Raw genomic sequence first — 15,114 nt, forward strand, 5'->3', positions numbered from 1 at the left:
ATCCTGCAATTCCAAAGCCACAATCGGCCCGGATCAAAAAGCCAAATCAATGGCTTGCGGATAGTTCACGGCCGACTGGTCAGCGCCGACTATCGGCTATTTGTCGGTGACGATCTTGACCTTGTCGCCGGCCGAAACCGCAGCCCCCGGCGACAGCGCGTTGAGCACCCGGAACAGGTCGAGTTTGCGGTCGACGCCGACCATCTGCGCCGAAAGCGAACCCATCGTCTGCCCCGGCTGGACGGTGACCACGCGGATATGCAGCGGCTTCAGCGCCGCCTTTTCGGCGGCACTCAGAATGCGGAACGAGCCGCTGACGGAACGCGCCACGGTGTCGAGCGACGTGCTGGCGGATGGTGCCGCCGTCAGCAGCCGGTAGACCTGGCCGCCGGCGCGGATTACCGCGATATCGAACTGCCAGCCTTCGGCGCCTGCATGCGCCGTCGCCGCCTCGTTGCCGTTGATCGTTTCCTGCCTGACGCTCGCGTCGTCGAGACCGGCCACCCAGCCGCTCCTGATATAATCGGTCAGCGCACGGTTCTTGTCGATCGACACGCCGTCGAAGCGGATCGCAATGTCGCCCGGCCCGGTCGCCGTCACGGCGGCGGCCGAATTGTCGATGATGAAGCCCTCCGGCACCGAGAAGGACACGCCCAGGCCCGGATGCAGAAAGGTCTCGCCGCGCACATAGCCTTCTTCCGGCGTGTCGCCGTAGAGCAGGCCGTCTATCCCGGCGAGGAAGGCGTCGCGATCGCGGGTGCCGACGCCCGGCGGGCCGAACTGGCGGGCATGGCGTTGCGCAAGGTCGATACGCTGCGGCGTATTGGGATGCGTTGCCAGGAAATCGAGGCTGGCGTCGGTGGCGCCGCTGATCGAGCGGAAATCGGTGTAGGCCGACATGGACTGCAAGAAGCGGCCGGCGGCGTAAGGATCGTAGCCGGCTTCGCCGATCGACTTGATGCCGATCGCGTCGGCCTCCAGTTCCTGGTTGCGCGAAAACTGCGCCAGTCTCAGCTTGCCGCGGATCAGCGCCGCCTTGGCGGTCGGGCTGTCGCCGAGCACGTCGGAAACAACCTTGGTGGCGAGCCCCTCCTCGGCCTCGAGCTGCTGGCGCTGCAGGCCGTGGTTGGCGGTGACGTGGCCCATCTCATGCGCGATGACGGCGGCGAGCTCGGCCGAATCATTGGCCAGGGCCAGCAGGCCGCGCGTGACGTAGAGGTAGCCGCCCGGCAGTGCGAAGGCATTGACGTTGGGCGAATTGAGGATGGTGATACGATAGGTCTGGGTCGGGTTGGCCGACACCACCGTCAGGCTGCCTACGACCTTGGCGACCATGCGCTCGAGCTTGGGATCGGAGTATTCGCCGCCATAGGTCGCCAGGATGCGTGGATGCTGCGCCTTGGCCAGTTCGGCCAACTTGTTATTGGCCGCGACATTGTCGACCGTGATCGGTTTGTCGGAAGGCTGGAAGCCGGATTCCTGGACTTCCGGAGGCGTGAACATCTGGCAGCTTGCCAGGGCTACGACAAAGCCAGCCAGCGCCAGAAAGCGCGCCAGCATTTTCCCTCTTGGTCTTTCCGTGCCGGTCGGCAGAACGGCTTCCTTTCGGGTCTGGCGCATGCCCGCGAAAATCGGGGCGATCCTCGCAAGGGCTCATGCGCAAATCAAAGCATTACAGCATCCACGCCATACCAACGCGCGGCGGATGCCGCAGGCAAATCACGGCCTGCACCGGACCGGTACGGGGCGGACCTAGCCACACTACCTCTGTCATGGCAAGCAATCGCCCCGTCGCCAGGAGCCGGTTTGAGCGTAAATTATGTCCGCTTCCGGGCAATATCTCGTGATCCAGCCTCCCAGGCGCTTGTGCCAACATAGCGCCGGAAAACTTCAGGACCAGCCCCGGCAAAGAAATCATCCGCCTTGCCCTTAGCGGCAACCATGCCGTTGTCGAGGAACACCACCTCCTCACAAACACGGCGTGCGTCCTGTGGCTGGTGCGTGACGAACAACAGCGTCATGCCCCGCTCGGCATGCACGTCGGCGACAAGATCGAGCATGTCGTCGCGCAAGGCCGGTCCGAGTGAAGCGAAAGGCTCGTCCAGAAGAAGCACCGGGCGGTTGCGAACCAGCACGCGCGCCAATGCGACACGCTGGCGTTCGCCTCCCGAAAGTTCGCGCGGCAGGCGTCTTTCCTTGCCTGCGAGGCCGGTGCGTGCGATCGCCTCCGCGATGTCAGCGCGATCGGCCTCGGTCAGCCGCAGCGAGGGCGAGCGGCCGAGCCCGACATTCTCTTCGACCGAAAGATGGGCAAAAAGATTGTTTTCCTGGAATACCATCGACACCGGCCGCGCCGAAGGCGGCGCCGCGCCGACATCGGCGCCGCCGATCAGCACACGGCCGGACTGCGGCGTCTCGAAGCCCGCCACCAGATTGAGCAGCGTCGACTTGCCCGAACCGCTCGGCCCCATGATGGCGGTGATTTTTGACTCGGCGAAATCGACATCGAAAACGAGCGGCGCGTCGCCGTAGCTGAACGAGACCGTGTCCAGCCGCACCTCGGCTCCCCTTGTCGCACCATTGGTGGCGCCCGCAGCCATCAGTCTCGTTCTCCCCTTCCCAGCCCGCTCGCCGCCACCACAAGCACAAGGCAGACCAGACCCAGCAGCAGCGCCAGGCCGGCGGCGTCCTCGGTGCGGTAGCTGCCCATGCGCGCCAGGAGAAGGTATGGCAAGGTCTGCACGGAATCACTGCCGAACAGTGCGATGACGCCGAGATCGCCAAGCGACAGCGCCATGGCAAACGCGAAGGCGGTGGCCAGCGGCCGTCGCAGCGACGGCCAGTCGACCAGCCGCAATCGGGGCCAGCCCGCTATTCCCAGAAGCGCGCAGAGCCGCTCATGGCGCTCGCTCGCCGCATCATAGGCAGGGCGGATGGCACGGATGGCGAAAGGCATCGCCATGACTGCATTGACAGTGACGACCATGACCGGGGCTATGGCAAAGACATCGCCGACATGGCGCAGCAGAAGGAACCAGCCGGCGCCGATGACGATGGGCGGCACGACCAGGACGAAGCCGGCACCGGTGTCGGTGGCGTGTTCGAGCACGGTCCGCGGACCGGAGCGGCGCTTCAGGGCCAGCACGCGGCGCGCCATGGCGAGCGAAAGCGACAGCGCAACCGACAGCAGCGCCGACAGGAAAGCCAGCACGGCGCTGGTCAGCGTCGCCTGCCGCACCGCCGCTTCGCCGGCGAGACGACCGAGGTCGGCGCCGAGGCCTGACATCACCGTCGCCGTCATCGGCCCGGCGACGAACAAAAGGGCCAGCACGACGAGCGCGGCATTCAGCGCGGCCTCGGTCCTGCCGGCCGAGACGTAGCGGCGCGGCGCCACCGGCAGATTGGCGTCACCGGTGGTGTTGGCGCCGAGCCGCGTCAACGCCAGCACCACGACAAAGGTCAGCGCGATCTGCAGCAGAGTCAGCGCCACCGCCCGCGCGGGATCGAAATCGAAACGCAGAGCCTGGTAAATGCCGACCTCCAGCGTCGTCGCGCCGGGGCCACCGCCCAGCGTCAGCACGATCGTGAAGGATGTGATGCAGAGCATGAACACCAGGCCGGCGACGCCCGGCAGAGCGGCGCGCAGTGTCGGCCACTCGATCAGCCGGAAAGCCGGTGCGGCACCCATGCCGAGCTGGCTCGCCAGCCGCCATTGGCCGGCTTGGATGGTTTGCAGCGCTTCGAGGAACAGCCGCGTGGCCAGCGGCAGGTTGAAGAAGACATGAGCAACGAGGATGCCGGAGAGGCCATAGATGCCCGGCCAATTGTAACCGCCGACGGCACCAAGAAAGCCGGCGAAATAGCCGGCGCGGCCATAGAGCGCCAGGATGCCGAGCGCCGCCACGATCGCCGGCAGCGCCAACGGCAGGGCGAAGAGCTGGAGGATGAAGCCGCGGCCGGGAAAGCGCGGATGCCGCGACAGCGCGCGAGCCACGAACAGGGCCGGCGCCACCGACAACAGCGTCGAAAGCGCCGCCTGCCACAACGTAAAGCGCACGACGCGCAGGAGATAAGGATCGAAGGCTGCCCAGGCTCCGGAGAAATCGTTCGCGCCTTCGAAAAGAAGACCCGCAAACGCGCCGCCGATCAGGAGCCCGATCGCCGCAAGCGCGAGGATACCGGCGGAGATGCGGGGGTCAGACGCGCGCTGCACGCTGCGCCACCCAAAGGACCTTTAGCGAGCGTCGCGTTCCTTCGCGCCCCCCTCTGTCCTGCCGGACATCTCCCCCACTTGGGGAGAGATTGGCTGCTTCAGCGCTCCACCCTCTCCTGTGACGTCGCCAATTGGCGAAAGCCGTCGTGACGGCCAATCTCCCCCCTCGTGGGGGAGATGTCCGGCAGGACAGTGGGGGGCGCTGTAGGGCACTCATCATCCGATCATACGACCAAACTACTTGCTCATCACCGCCAGCCATTCATCCACCCATGCCTTGCGGTTGGCCGCGACCTCCTCGGGACTGAACAGCAAGGTTTTGGTCGGTTTGACCAGTCTGTCGAAGGCCGGATTGAGCGGCTTGTCGGTCTTGCCGGCCGGGAACATCCAGTTGGTCTCGGGGATGGCATCCTGGAATTTCGGCCCGGTCATGAAGGCGATGAACTTTTCCGCCAGCGGATTTTTGGCTCCCGTCGTGGTGATGCCGGCGACCTCGATCTGCAGATACTCGCCCTCCTCGAAGGAAGCGGCCTGGTAGCGCTCGGTGTTCTCGGCAACCATGTGGTAGGCGGGCGAGGTCGTGTAGGACAGCACCATCGGCGCCTCGCCCTTGGTGAACAGGCCGTAGGCCTCGCTCCAGCCCGGCGTCACGGTCAAGACCTTCGCCTTGAGCTTGGCCCAGGCCTCCGGCGCCTTGTCGCCATAGACCGACTTCACCCACAACAGCAGGCCGAGGCCCGGCGTCGAGGTGCGCGGATCCTGGATAACGATCTTGTCGTCGGCACTGCCCTCGACCAATTCCTTCAGGCTCTTGGGCGGCGTCTTCAGCTTCTGCGTGTCATAGACGACGGCGAAATAGCCATAGTCGTACGGGACAAAGATGTCGTCGTTCCAGCCGCCCGGCACATTGAGCCCGGTCACGGCGCCATGCGGCGCAAACAGGCCAGTGGCCTTGGCATCGGCGGTGAGATTGGTGTCGAGGCCAAGCACGATGTCGGCCTTGGTCGCGGCCCCTTCCAGCTTGACGCGGTTGAGCAGCGCGACGCCGTCGGCAACCGAGACGAAGTCGACATCGCAGCCGCATTCGGCCTCGAATTCCTTCTTCACCACCGGGCCGGGGCCCCAGTCGGCGGTAAAGCTCTCATAAGTGTAGACGGTGAGCTTGTCCTTGGCTAAGGCCGGCCCGGACAGAACCACGACCATTGCAGAGACAAGGGCGTATAAAAGCGTGCGCATCGGCGCCTCCTTCGTTCGGGTTAAAGGAATTGAGGCGTCGGACTGTCCGAAACGTCTAATCCCTCCGCCGGTACAAACCGGATCAGGTTCAGCGGGTTGGCGAGACTGCCTCTCAGCCGGTCCGCGAAATATCGCGTCCGGCACCCCGTTAGAGCGCCTCGACACATAGGCCCGGCCGGTGAACCGCGCAAGTGGCTGTTTGCCGGCCTTCCGTTTCCGCTGCCGGGCTGGTAAGGGCCACACGATATGAGCACATTCACCATCCTGCTTGGCGGCGACCTGATCCGCACGCCACGGCTCGACCGTCAGGTCGAGGGGACCCGCGTCATCGCCGCCGATGCCGGCATCGGCCATGCGAGGACGCTCGGCCTTGTGCCGGAACTGTGGGTCGGCGATTTCGATTCCGTGCCCGCCGGCCTGCCGGATGAGTTGGCCGCCGTGCCGCGCCGAACCTTCCCGGCAGAGAAGGACGCCACCGATGGCGAACTCGCGATATCGGCCGCCCTGGAGCGCGGCGCGACCAGCCTCGTGCTTGCCGGCGCCTTCGGCGGCAAACGCGCCGACCATGCCTTCCTGCACATGGCGCTCGCCCTGCGGCTGGCCGGGGCCGGGACAAAGGTGCTGTTGACCAGCGGCGCGCAGGAAGGCGTGCCCCTGGCGCACGGCACGGTCCACTTCGACTATACAGACGGCACCCTGTTCTCGATCCTGGGTTTTTCCGAGCTTGCCGGGCTGACCGTCGCCGGCGCGAAATGGCCGCTTGACCGCGTCAAGGTCGCGTTCGGCTCATCGCTGACCATCTCTAATGAGGTCAAGGGCAGGCTCGAGATCGCGCTGGGAGCGGGGCGCGCGCTGCTGCTCGCCCATCCCTATCCCTTGCCAGAAAGCTGACATGGCGCCGCCTGTTCTCAATCTCGACGGAATAAAACTGACCTTCGGCGGCACGCCGCTGCTCGACGGCGCCGACTTGGCTGCGTCGGCCGGCGACAAGATCGCGCTGGTCGGCCGCAACGGGTCCGGCAAGTCGACGCTGCTCAAGATCGCCGCCGGCCTGATCGAGCCGCAGGACGGCGAGGTGTTCCGCCAGCCATCGGCGACCGTCCGCTATCTGCCGCAAATGCCCGACATGGACGGCTTCGCAACCGTGCGCGCCTATGTCGAGGCCGGCCTCGGTCCCGCCGACGATCCTTATCGCGCCAGCTACCTGATGGAGCACCTCGGCCTCTCGGGCGAGGAGCAGCCGGGCGACCTCTCCGGCGGCGAGGCCAGGCGCGCCGCCCTTGCCCGCGTCATGGCGCCCGAGCCTGATATCCTGCTGCTCGATGAGCCGACCAACCACCTCGATCTCTCGGTGATCGAATGGCTGGAAGAGGAACTCGTCCGCACCTCCTCGGCCCTCATCGTCATCTCGCACGACCGCCGTTTCCTTGAGCGCGTCTCGCGCGCCACCGTGTGGCTCGACCGGGGCCAGACGCGCCGGCTGGATAAGGGCTTCGGCCATTTCGAGGAATGGCGCGACCAGGTGCTTGAGGAAGAAGAGCGCGAACAGCACAAGCTCGGCCGCCAGATCGTGCGCGAGGAACACTGGCTGCGTTATGGCGTGACGGCGCGGCGCAAGCGCAACATGCGCCGCCTGGGCGAATTGCAGACCATGCGCCAGCGTTTTCGCGGCCATCGCGGCGCCGAAGGCACCGCGACCATGGTGGCCAGCGACGCCGCCGAATCCGGCAAGCTGGTGATCGAGGCCAGGAACATCGAGAAGAGCTTTGGCGACCTCACCGTGGTCAAGGGGTTCTCGACCCGCATCCAACGCGGCGACCGCGTCGGCCTCGTCGGGCCGAACGGCGCCGGCAAGACGACGCTTCTGAAGATGCTGACCGGAGAATTGCAGCCGGATGCCGGTTCGGTGCGGCTCGGCACCAATCTGGAGATCGCCACGCTCGACCAGAAGCGCGAGGCGGTCGATCCGCAGGAGACGCTGGCTCAGTATCTCACCGACGGGCGCGGCGAGAACCTTGTCATCAATGGCGAGCAGCGCCACGTCGTCTCCTACATGAAGGACTTCCTGTTCAAGCCGGAGCAGGCACGCACGCCGGTGCGCGAGCTGTCGGGCGGCGAGCGGGCACGGCTGATCCTTGCGCGCGTGCTGGCCCGGCCGGCGAACTTGCTGGTGCTCGATGAGCCGACCAACGATCTCGACATGGAAACGCTGGAGTTGCTGCAGGAACTGGTCGCCGGTTTTGCCGGTACGGTCATCCTGGTCAGCCACGACCGCGATTTCCTCGACCGCACCGTGACCAGCGTGATCGCGCCGGACGGCGGCGGCCGCTGGGTCGAATATGCCGGCGGCTATTCCGACATGCTGGCGCAGCGCGGCGGCACCAGGCTCGACGACCGCAAGGCGCGGGCGAAGGCGGATGCAAGCGAGGCGCCGACGGCGAAGGCGGACAGCCCCACCGCCAAAGCCCCGGCAAAAAAACTCTCGTTCAAGCAGAAATTCGCGCTGGAATCGCTGCCCAAGAAGATCGAGGCGGTGACAGCCTCGATCTCGCGGCTGGAGAACAACATCGCCGATCCGGCCTATTACGAGCGCGATCCGGCCTCGTTCCAGAAGACCATCGCCGCCCTCGACAAGGAGCGCGCGACGCTGGCGGCACTGGAGGAAGAGTGGCTCGAACTGGAGATGTTGCGCGAGGAGATGGAGGGGTGAAGATGGTATGCGCTACGTTATGCGCTTAAAAGAGGGCTGTCTCCGTGCTTCAATCGACGACAAAACCTCAGCGAAAGTCTGTCAATACATCCATTGACGCTCAGCTGATCAAAGACGCCAAAGCGTCGGGTATCAATCTCTCGCGCGCCGCCGAGGCGGGTATTGCGAAGGCCATCGCGTCGGAAAAAACGCGTCGGTGGCAAGAGGAGAACTTTGAGGCGATTGTGAGCTCCAACGCCTATGTCGAGCGGAACGGGTTGCCATTGGCCACACGCCCGCTGTTTTGATGGGCCCGTTACGATCTCTATCGGAATGCCGGAGGCAGTGGTTACCTTGTCGATGTTCAGTCCGACCTTCTTGAGAGGCTGAACACGAGAGTCGTCATTCCGTTGATGCCGCCCGACACAGCCCCCGTTCCTGGCCGCCGGCTCTGCCTTGATGGCCACTGAATTGCCGGATGCCGAGGGAAATCTCTCCAAGCACCACGACGACATCGTCGCCGCGCTCGACATGCTGTTCCAAGGCTTCTGACCGGAGCCGACCGTTGCCGTCGGCTCAGCCCGCCGTCTTCGCCTGCCAAGCCTTGATCGCCTCGTCGAACACCTTCTCGCCGGGAATGCCTTTTTCCATCGTCAGCAACGCTCGTCGTCCGGTCTTGTAGACGACCGGCACGTCGATCCAGTCCTGTCCCCGAAGCAAGGTCAGATTGGCGTCCTCGTCGGCCTTGGTATCGTTGAGCGCGACGAGGAAGAAGCCGTCGGCGATCTTGGCCGGAATGCCGATCAGCGGGCTGCCGGCATCCTGCTCGGAACTCTTCATGGCCACGCGCAGGATGTTGTCGACGCCGCCGCCTTCGAAACCGTCGGGCGTCAGGAAGATCATCTCGATGATGTGGCTGGCCGGCAGCGTCTGGTCAGTGTTGCGGCGGATGGTCATGCGCAACTGGATGTCCTTGCCGGGAATGGTCGCCTCGGCGCGGATCGCCGGCTCAGGCGGCAGGTCGCCGCCGGGCGATTCCTGCACCAGCGACCAGACGATGTTGCCCGGCTCGGCCGAACCCTGCGCGGTGCTGGTGCGCTCCTCATAGAAGATCGCCTTCTGGCCGACCGGCAGAGAGGTTTGCGTCGGCGCACCGGCAGGCGAGGGCGGCGTGGCGGCGTTGTCAGCCGGCGCCGCGGGTGCGGTCCCATTGGCGGGTGGCGCCGCCGGCGCAGCGCCCGGTGCAGGGGGCGTGGTCCCGGCGGGCGCGCCTGCGGCCGGCGTGCCTCCTGCCGGAGCCGACAAGGCCGGGGTGGTCGTGGCTGAAGGCGGCGTCGTCAGCGCCGCGACGGACTCGCCCTCGCCCACGCCGCTCTGTCCGCCGGCCGGGCCAGGATCGACCTCGCTTCCTTGCGGTGTCAGTCTTTGAGTGAACTTCGGTGTCCCTTCGGGCTCGGCACCGCTAGCCGCAGGTGCCGGGGGCGTTGCCGCCGCATCGCTCGCCGGCTTGGCGGGTGTCGATTTGACCGGCTCGGTCGTCGCGACCTTGCTGCCGCCGCCCAGACCCAGCATCTTGCCGAAGGCATCCTTGTTCAGCCAGATGCCATAGCCGCCGCCGGCAATGACCAGCAACGCAACGGCAGCGGCAATCAGCCCGCCATAGCTGCGCTTGCGTTCAGCCGGACGCAAGCGCTGGAAAGTGTCGGCGGCCGCAGCCTCTTCGTCGCTCGCAAAGACATCGGCATGCTCGTCGTCCTGACCCACATCCATGCCAGGCTGAGCCCTGTCGTCGAACTCCGGGGTCGGCTGCACCGGTACGGGCTTTTGCCAGTTCGGCTCGACCTCGGCGGCGGGCGATGCAGGCCTGGAGATGTCGGGCTCCGGAGCGGGGGGCGGCGGCTTGTAGGGTTCAGCCTTCGAGGCAGGCGCTGCCGGCCAGGCCGGCTCCGCCTTTACCGGCTGTTTGGTATGGTTCGACTGGTTCTTGTTGCGATCGATGGAGGAAAATATGTGCTCCAGTTCGGCAAGCGGATCGGTCTCCGGCACGCTTTTGGCATATTCGCGCTCGAGCCTCGATATGGCGTCTTCCAGGCCGCGCTTCTGCCTTTCGGCTTCCGACGGCGAAAGCGGCGGCTCGCGCTCGGCAATCTTCTTTGCAATCGTCGAGCGCGCTTTGTCGTAGACTTTGGCCCGCAGCTCCGGCGTAGGATCGCCAAAATTGTTTATCGTATCCCTCAGAGCAGAAACGAAATCTTTCGCCATGCGTCAGTCGACCTGTATTGTGCTCCGGACCGGCCTCCGCAAATCAGCCGCAACGCCCGGAAAGGCTTGAGAAACTAGTCTTGAAACGGATCGGTCACAAGTATCGTGTCGTCCCGTTCCGGGCTGGTGGAGAGGAGCGCGACCGGCGCGCCGATCAACTCCTCGATATGGCGGACATATTTGACGGCCTGGGCCGGAAGGTCGTTCCAGCTGCGCGCGCCGGCGGTGGTGCCTTTCCACCCCTCCAGCGTCTCGTAGATTGGCTCGACGCGGGCCTGCGCGCCCTGGCTGGCGGGTAGATAGTCGATCGTCTCGCCGTCGAGGCGGTAGCCGGTACAGACCTTGATCTCGTCCAGCCCGTCAAGCACATCGAGCTTGGTCAGGGCGATGCCCTTGATGCCGTTGACGGCGACGGCCTGGCGCACCAGCACCGCGTCGAACCAGCCGCAGCGGCGCTTGCGGCCGGTGACGACGCCGAATTCATGGCCGCGCGTGCCGAGGAATTCACCGATCTCGTTCTGCTGCTCGGTCGGGAACGGACCTTCGCCTACGCGCGTCGTATAGGCCTTGGTGATGCCAAGCACATAGCCGATGGCGCCCGGGCCCACGCCGGCACCGGCTGCCGCCTGGCCGGCGACGGTGTTGGACGAGGTGACAAACGGATAGGTGCCATGATCGATGTCGAGCAGCGTGCCTTGCGCGCCCTCGAACAGGATGCGCTCGCCGGCCCGGCGCTTGTCGTCGAGCACCTTCCAGACCCGGTCCATGTAGGGCAGGATTTCGCCGGCGACCGAGGTCAGCTCTTGCATGACCGCGTCATGCGTGGCTTCGGCATGGCCAAGGCCGCGACGCAGTGCATTGTGATGCGTCAACAGCCTGTCGACCTTCAAGGGTAGTGTTTCCAAATCCGCCAGATCCATCACCCGCACCGCGCGCCGGCCCACCTTGTCCTCATAGGCGGGGCCGATACCGCGGCGGGTCGTGCCAATCTTGGTCCCGGAATTTGAGGCGGCGTCCTCGCGGAAGCCGTCCAGTTCCCGGTGCAGGGACAGGATAAGCGCTGTGTTTTCGGCTATTTTCAGGCGCTCCGGCGTTACCTCGACGCCTTGCCCCTTGAGCTTCGCCACTTCGGCGACGAATGCGTGCGGATCGAAGACGACGCCATTACCGATGATGGACAGCTTGCCCTGCCGCACGACGCCCGACGGCAACAGCGACAGCTTGTAGACCTTGCCGTCGACGACCAGCGTGTGGCCGGCATTGTGGCCGCCCTGGAAACGCACCACGACATCGGCGCGCTCCGACAGCCAGTCGACGATCTTGCCCTTGCCTTCGTCACCCCATTGCGAGCCGACGACCACCACATTGGCCATGTTTCTTTTCCTTCGAGGCGCCGCCGCGCGGCTTGGATACGGTTCGAAACGACAGGCCTCTATAACGTCAAGAGCAGGCCGATGCGACCTTTCTTTGCCGCCGAAAATGGGCTGAGGCACAACAATTTTCAGCTTTGACATCATTTACTTGTCCAGGCGGGGGCAATAGGCCGGCAGGCACGCCCCATTCACCTCCTCCCCGCTGCGACCCGCCATGCACCGAAGCGCCTACATGTTCCTGCTGCTCACCACCTTGCTGTGGGGCGGCAACTCGGTGGCCGGCAAGCTGGCGGTCCATCACGTCTCACCGATGACGCTGGTCTTCCTGCGCTGGGTGCTGGCGGTAGCGATCCTGCTGCCGATCGGCTGGAATGCGCTGAAAAGAGATTGGCCCGTCGTGCGCAGGCACTGGTTCGTGCTCGCCGCACTTGGCGCCAGCGGCTTCACCTTGTTCAACACGATCTTCTATACGGCGCTCAATTACACGACCGCGATCAACGTTTCGATCGAGCAGGCGGCAATGCCTATCCTGATCATCGTAGCCAATTTCATCTTCTTCCGCCTGCGCGTGAACTGGGCGCAGATCGCCGGCGTGGTGCTGACGATCTTCGGCGTCATCCTGACCGCCTGCCACGGCGATCCGCGCCGGCTGCTGACATTGGAGCTCAATTTCGGCGACGCCATCATGCTGGTCGCGGTCATTCTCTACAGCGGCTATTCGGTCGGATTGCGGCTGAAGCCGGCCATGCAATGGCAGAGCCTGATGCTGGCCATGTCGCTCGCCGCGCTCGTCACCTCGCTGCCGTTCTTCCTATGGGAAATCGCGGCCGGCAAGGTCATCGTTCCCGACGCACGCGGCTGGGCGGTGATCGTCTATACTGCGATCGGCGCCTCGGTCGTCTCGCAGATATTCTACATCAGGGGCAATGAGCTGATCGGCGCCAACCGGGCCGGCCTGTTCATTAACCTGGTGCCGATCTTCGGCACCCTGCTATCGGTGCTGATCGTCGGCGAGACATTCCAGCTCTACCAGGCGTTGGCGCTCGTCCTTGTGCTGGGCGGCATCGCGCTTGCCGAATATAGCGGCCGCAAGGCAGCCATGCCGAGGCGCCAGTAAACTCGCTTCGCGCCCCGATCGTCAGCTTCAAGGAGAGCGTCGGCTCGCCCGGCAATTCGCAGGACTACTGCAATTCCTTGCGCACCGCCGCCACGTCGTCGGACGAGACTGCCGGGGCGGCGTTGCCCCAGCTGCCGCGCACGTAAGTGAAGACGTCGGCGATCTCCTGATCCTTCAGGCGCCCCGCCAGCGAGGGCATCGCCGGCGTCGTCGGCGCGCGGGCCGTATGCACGGCCTGGCTTCCCGCCAGAACGGCCCGGGCAAGCGTTTCGGTGCTGGCCTGTGCTACGATCGAATTGCCGGCGAGCGGCGGGAAAAGAGCCCCGGCGCCGGCGCCGTCTCCACCATGGCAGGCCGAGCAATTGTCATGGTAGATCGCCTCGCCAGCGGCCATGCGGGTTTCGTCGGGCTTGGGCGCCTGGGAAACCATGCGCTGCTTTGCACGCTGCGAAAATGATCAGGCATCGGGGCAGCTAAGGTCAGCAGCAGACGCCCCGCTATCGCGAAGGCAAGTATCCTCAGACGGACGATCAAGACCATCTAGGCTTGCCGGAAAACACTCGATGCGCGGAGCATCGCGATCGTGCAGTTGCAGCCTGTGCGGGAAGAGCCCTACACGCTGCCGACGTCGAACTGTAGCCGCTTGGCCGAATCGATCGATTTGTGCGCCCGCACCTGCTCCAGCACTTTTTCCGGGAACGGTGCGTCGAGATAGAGCAGCGCGATGGCATCGCCCCCTGGCCGGTTGCGGCCGAGCTGGAAGTTGGCGATGTTGACGCCGTTCTCGCCGCACACCGTGCCGAGCAGGCCGATAATGCCCGGCGCGTCGGCATTGGTCGTATAGAGCATGTGCTGGCCGACCTCGGCATCGAGATTGATGCCCTTGATCTGGATGAAGCGCGGCTTGCCGTCGGAAAAACAGGTGCCGGCGATCGAGCGCGTCATATGCTCGGTCTTGACCGTCAGCTTGATATAGCCGTCGAACACGCCCGATTTGTCGCGCTTGACCTCGGCGACGATGATGCCGCGCTCCTTCACCATGATCGGCGCCGACACCATGTTGACGTCGGCTACCTGCGGCCTGATCAGCCCGGCAAGGGCCGCGCTGATCAGCGCGCGCGTATTCATCGTCGCGGTCGAGCCGTCGAACAGGATTTCCACCTCCTTGATCGGGTCCTCGGTGACCTGGCCGACAAAGGCGCCAAGCACTTCGGCGAGCTTGACGAAGGGTTTGAGCCGCGGCGCTTCCTCCGCGGTGATCGACGGCATGTTGATGGCGTTGGAGACGGCGCCCTTGATCAGGTAGTCGGCCATCTGTTCGGCGACCTGCAGCGCGACGTTCTCTTGCGCCTCCGCCGTCGAGGCACCGAGATGGGGGGTGGCCACCACATTCTCCATGCCGAACAATGCGTTCTGTTCGGCCGGCTCGGCCTCGAACACGTCGATGCCGGCGCCGGCCACTTTGCCGCTCTTCAGCGCCGCCACCAGGTCGGCTTCGACGACCAGCCCGCCACGGGCGCAGTTGATGATGCGCACGCCGTCCTTCATTTTGGCGATCGCGGCGGCATCGATGATGTTGCGCGTCTTGTCGGTCAACGGCGTGTGCAGCGTGATGAAGTCCGCGCGGGCGAAGAGCTCGTCCAGTTCAACCTTGTCGACGCCGAGTTCCTCGGCGCGTTTGTCCGACAGGAACGGATCGAAGGCGACGACATGCATCTTCAGGCCGACGCCGCGCGTGGCGACGATCGAGCCGATATTGCCGCAGCCGATGACGCCGAGCGTCTTGCCGGTGATCTCGACGCCCATGAAGCGGTTCTTTTCCCATTTGCCTGCATGCGTCGAGGCGTTGGCTTCCGGGATCTGGCGGGCGAGCGCGAAGATCATCGCTACCGCATGCTCGGCTGTCGTGATCGAATTGCCGAACGGCGTGTTCATCACGATAATGCCCTTGCGGCTGGCCGCCGGTATGTCGACATTGTCGACGCCGATACCGGCCCGGCCGACGACCTTGAGCCTGGTGGCGGCATTGATCAGCTTCTCGGTAACCTTGGTCGCCGAGCGGATGGCGAGGCCGTCATACTGGTCAATCACTTCAAGCAGCTTCTCCTTGTCCTTGCCGAGATCTGGAAGATAGTCGACCTCGACGCCGCGATCCCTAAAGATCTGAACAGCGGTGGTGGAAAGTTTATCCGAGACGAGAACGCGAGGCATGGGATTGGTCCTT

The 15,114-nt window shown here is 64.9% G+C and carries 12 protein-coding genes, 1 pseudogene and 1 riboswitch; of the genes and pseudogenes, 5 read left to right on the top strand and 8 right to left on the bottom strand.

The genetic code is table 11. The features are described 5' to 3' along the window. Window positions 1-96: 96 nt before the first annotated feature. The 4 genes from FJ942_RS25745 to thiB all read right to left on the bottom strand — a co-directional run bounded on the left by FJ942_RS25745 (window position 97) and on the right by thiB (window position 5,449). A complete protein-coding gene (locus tag FJ942_RS25745; protein ID WP_140493312.1) occupies window positions 97-1,560 on the bottom strand; it encodes a M48 family metalloprotease in 1,464 nt (487 codons plus the stop codon). A gap of 257 nt (window positions 1,561-1,817) precedes the next feature. Further along, entirely contained in the window at window positions 1,818-2,600 is a 783-nt protein-coding gene (gene thiQ / locus FJ942_RS25750) for a thiamine ABC transporter ATP-binding protein (protein ID WP_140899369.1), read from the bottom strand. Further along, a complete protein-coding gene (gene thiP, locus FJ942_RS25755; protein ID WP_140899371.1) occupies window positions 2,600-4,213 on the bottom strand; it encodes a thiamine/thiamine pyrophosphate ABC transporter permease in 1,614 nt (537 codons plus the stop codon). The genes thiQ and thiP overlap by 1 nt, the downstream gene beginning before the upstream one ends. Window positions 4,214-4,450: 237 nt before the next feature. Next, window positions 4,451-5,449 carry a thiamine ABC transporter substrate binding subunit gene (gene thiB / locus FJ942_RS25765; protein WP_140554930.1) on the bottom strand — a complete coding sequence of 333 codons (999 nt, stop codon included), beginning with the start codon at window positions 5,447-5,449 and terminating at the stop codon, window positions 4,451-4,453. Between the two features lie 42 nt (window positions 5,450-5,491). Next, window positions 5,492-5,607, bottom strand: a riboswitch (TPP riboswitch). 88 nt (window positions 5,608-5,695) lie between these two features. On the opposite strand from thiB, the gene FJ942_RS25770 reads away from it, so the two are divergent. The 4 genes and pseudogenes from FJ942_RS25770 to FJ942_RS29115 form a co-directional block, all read left to right on the top strand. Continuing rightward, window positions 5,696-6,340, top strand: a complete 645-nt coding sequence (locus FJ942_RS25770; protein WP_140525059.1) for a thiamine diphosphokinase — start codon at window positions 5,696-5,698, stop codon at window positions 6,338-6,340. Window position 6,341: 1 nt separating this feature from the next. Then, a complete protein-coding gene (locus tag FJ942_RS25775; RefSeq protein WP_140899375.1) occupies window positions 6,342-8,159 on the top strand; it encodes an ABC-F family ATP-binding cassette domain-containing protein in 1,818 nt (605 codons plus the stop codon). A 44-nt stretch (window positions 8,160-8,203) separates the two neighbouring features. Next, entirely contained in the window at window positions 8,204-8,446 is a 243-nt protein-coding gene (locus tag FJ942_RS25780) for a type II toxin-antitoxin system CcdA family antitoxin (protein ID WP_140580085.1), read from the top strand. A 66-nt stretch (window positions 8,447-8,512) separates the two neighbouring features. Continuing rightward, a pseudogene (locus FJ942_RS29115) lies at window positions 8,513-8,608 on the top strand (hypothetical protein); the annotation flags it as partial. 106 nt (window positions 8,609-8,714) lie between these two features. Here the strand turns inward: FJ942_RS29115 and FJ942_RS25790 are convergent. Both FJ942_RS25790 and FJ942_RS25795 read right to left on the bottom strand, forming a co-directional pair. Beyond that, the gene (locus tag FJ942_RS25790; protein WP_140899378.1) at window positions 8,715-10,400 is read right to left on the bottom strand and encodes a hypothetical protein; all 1,686 of its coding nucleotides are present in this window, start codon (window positions 10,398-10,400) and stop codon (window positions 8,715-8,717) included. A 74-nt stretch (window positions 10,401-10,474) separates the two neighbouring features. Continuing rightward, entirely contained in the window at window positions 10,475-11,773 is a 1,299-nt protein-coding gene (locus FJ942_RS25795) for an adenylosuccinate synthase (protein ID WP_140493285.1), read from the bottom strand. A gap of 214 nt (window positions 11,774-11,987) precedes the next feature. On the opposite strand from FJ942_RS25795, the gene FJ942_RS25800 reads away from it, so the two are divergent. Beyond that, window positions 11,988-12,890: a DMT family transporter gene (locus tag FJ942_RS25800; protein WP_140554926.1), complete on the top strand. Its 903-nt coding sequence runs from the start codon at window positions 11,988-11,990 to the stop codon at window positions 12,888-12,890. 64 nt (window positions 12,891-12,954) lie between these two features. Here FJ942_RS25800 and FJ942_RS25805 read toward each other — a convergent pair whose 3' ends face one another. Both FJ942_RS25805 and serA read right to left on the bottom strand, forming a co-directional pair. After that, window positions 12,955-13,320 carry a cytochrome c gene (locus tag FJ942_RS25805; RefSeq protein WP_224618070.1) on the bottom strand — a complete coding sequence of 122 codons (366 nt, stop codon included), beginning with the start codon at window positions 13,318-13,320 and terminating at the stop codon, window positions 12,955-12,957. A gap of 182 nt (window positions 13,321-13,502) precedes the next feature. Beyond that, window positions 13,503-15,101, bottom strand: coding sequence for a phosphoglycerate dehydrogenase (serA, locus tag FJ942_RS25810; RefSeq protein WP_140554925.1), 1,599 nt, complete (start codon window positions 15,099-15,101; stop codon window positions 13,503-13,505). Window positions 15,102-15,114 lie beyond the last annotated feature (13 nt).

The organism is Mesorhizobium sp. B2-4-2 (assembly GCF_006442845.1).
Lineage (GTDB): Bacteria > Pseudomonadota > Alphaproteobacteria > Rhizobiales > Rhizobiaceae > Mesorhizobium.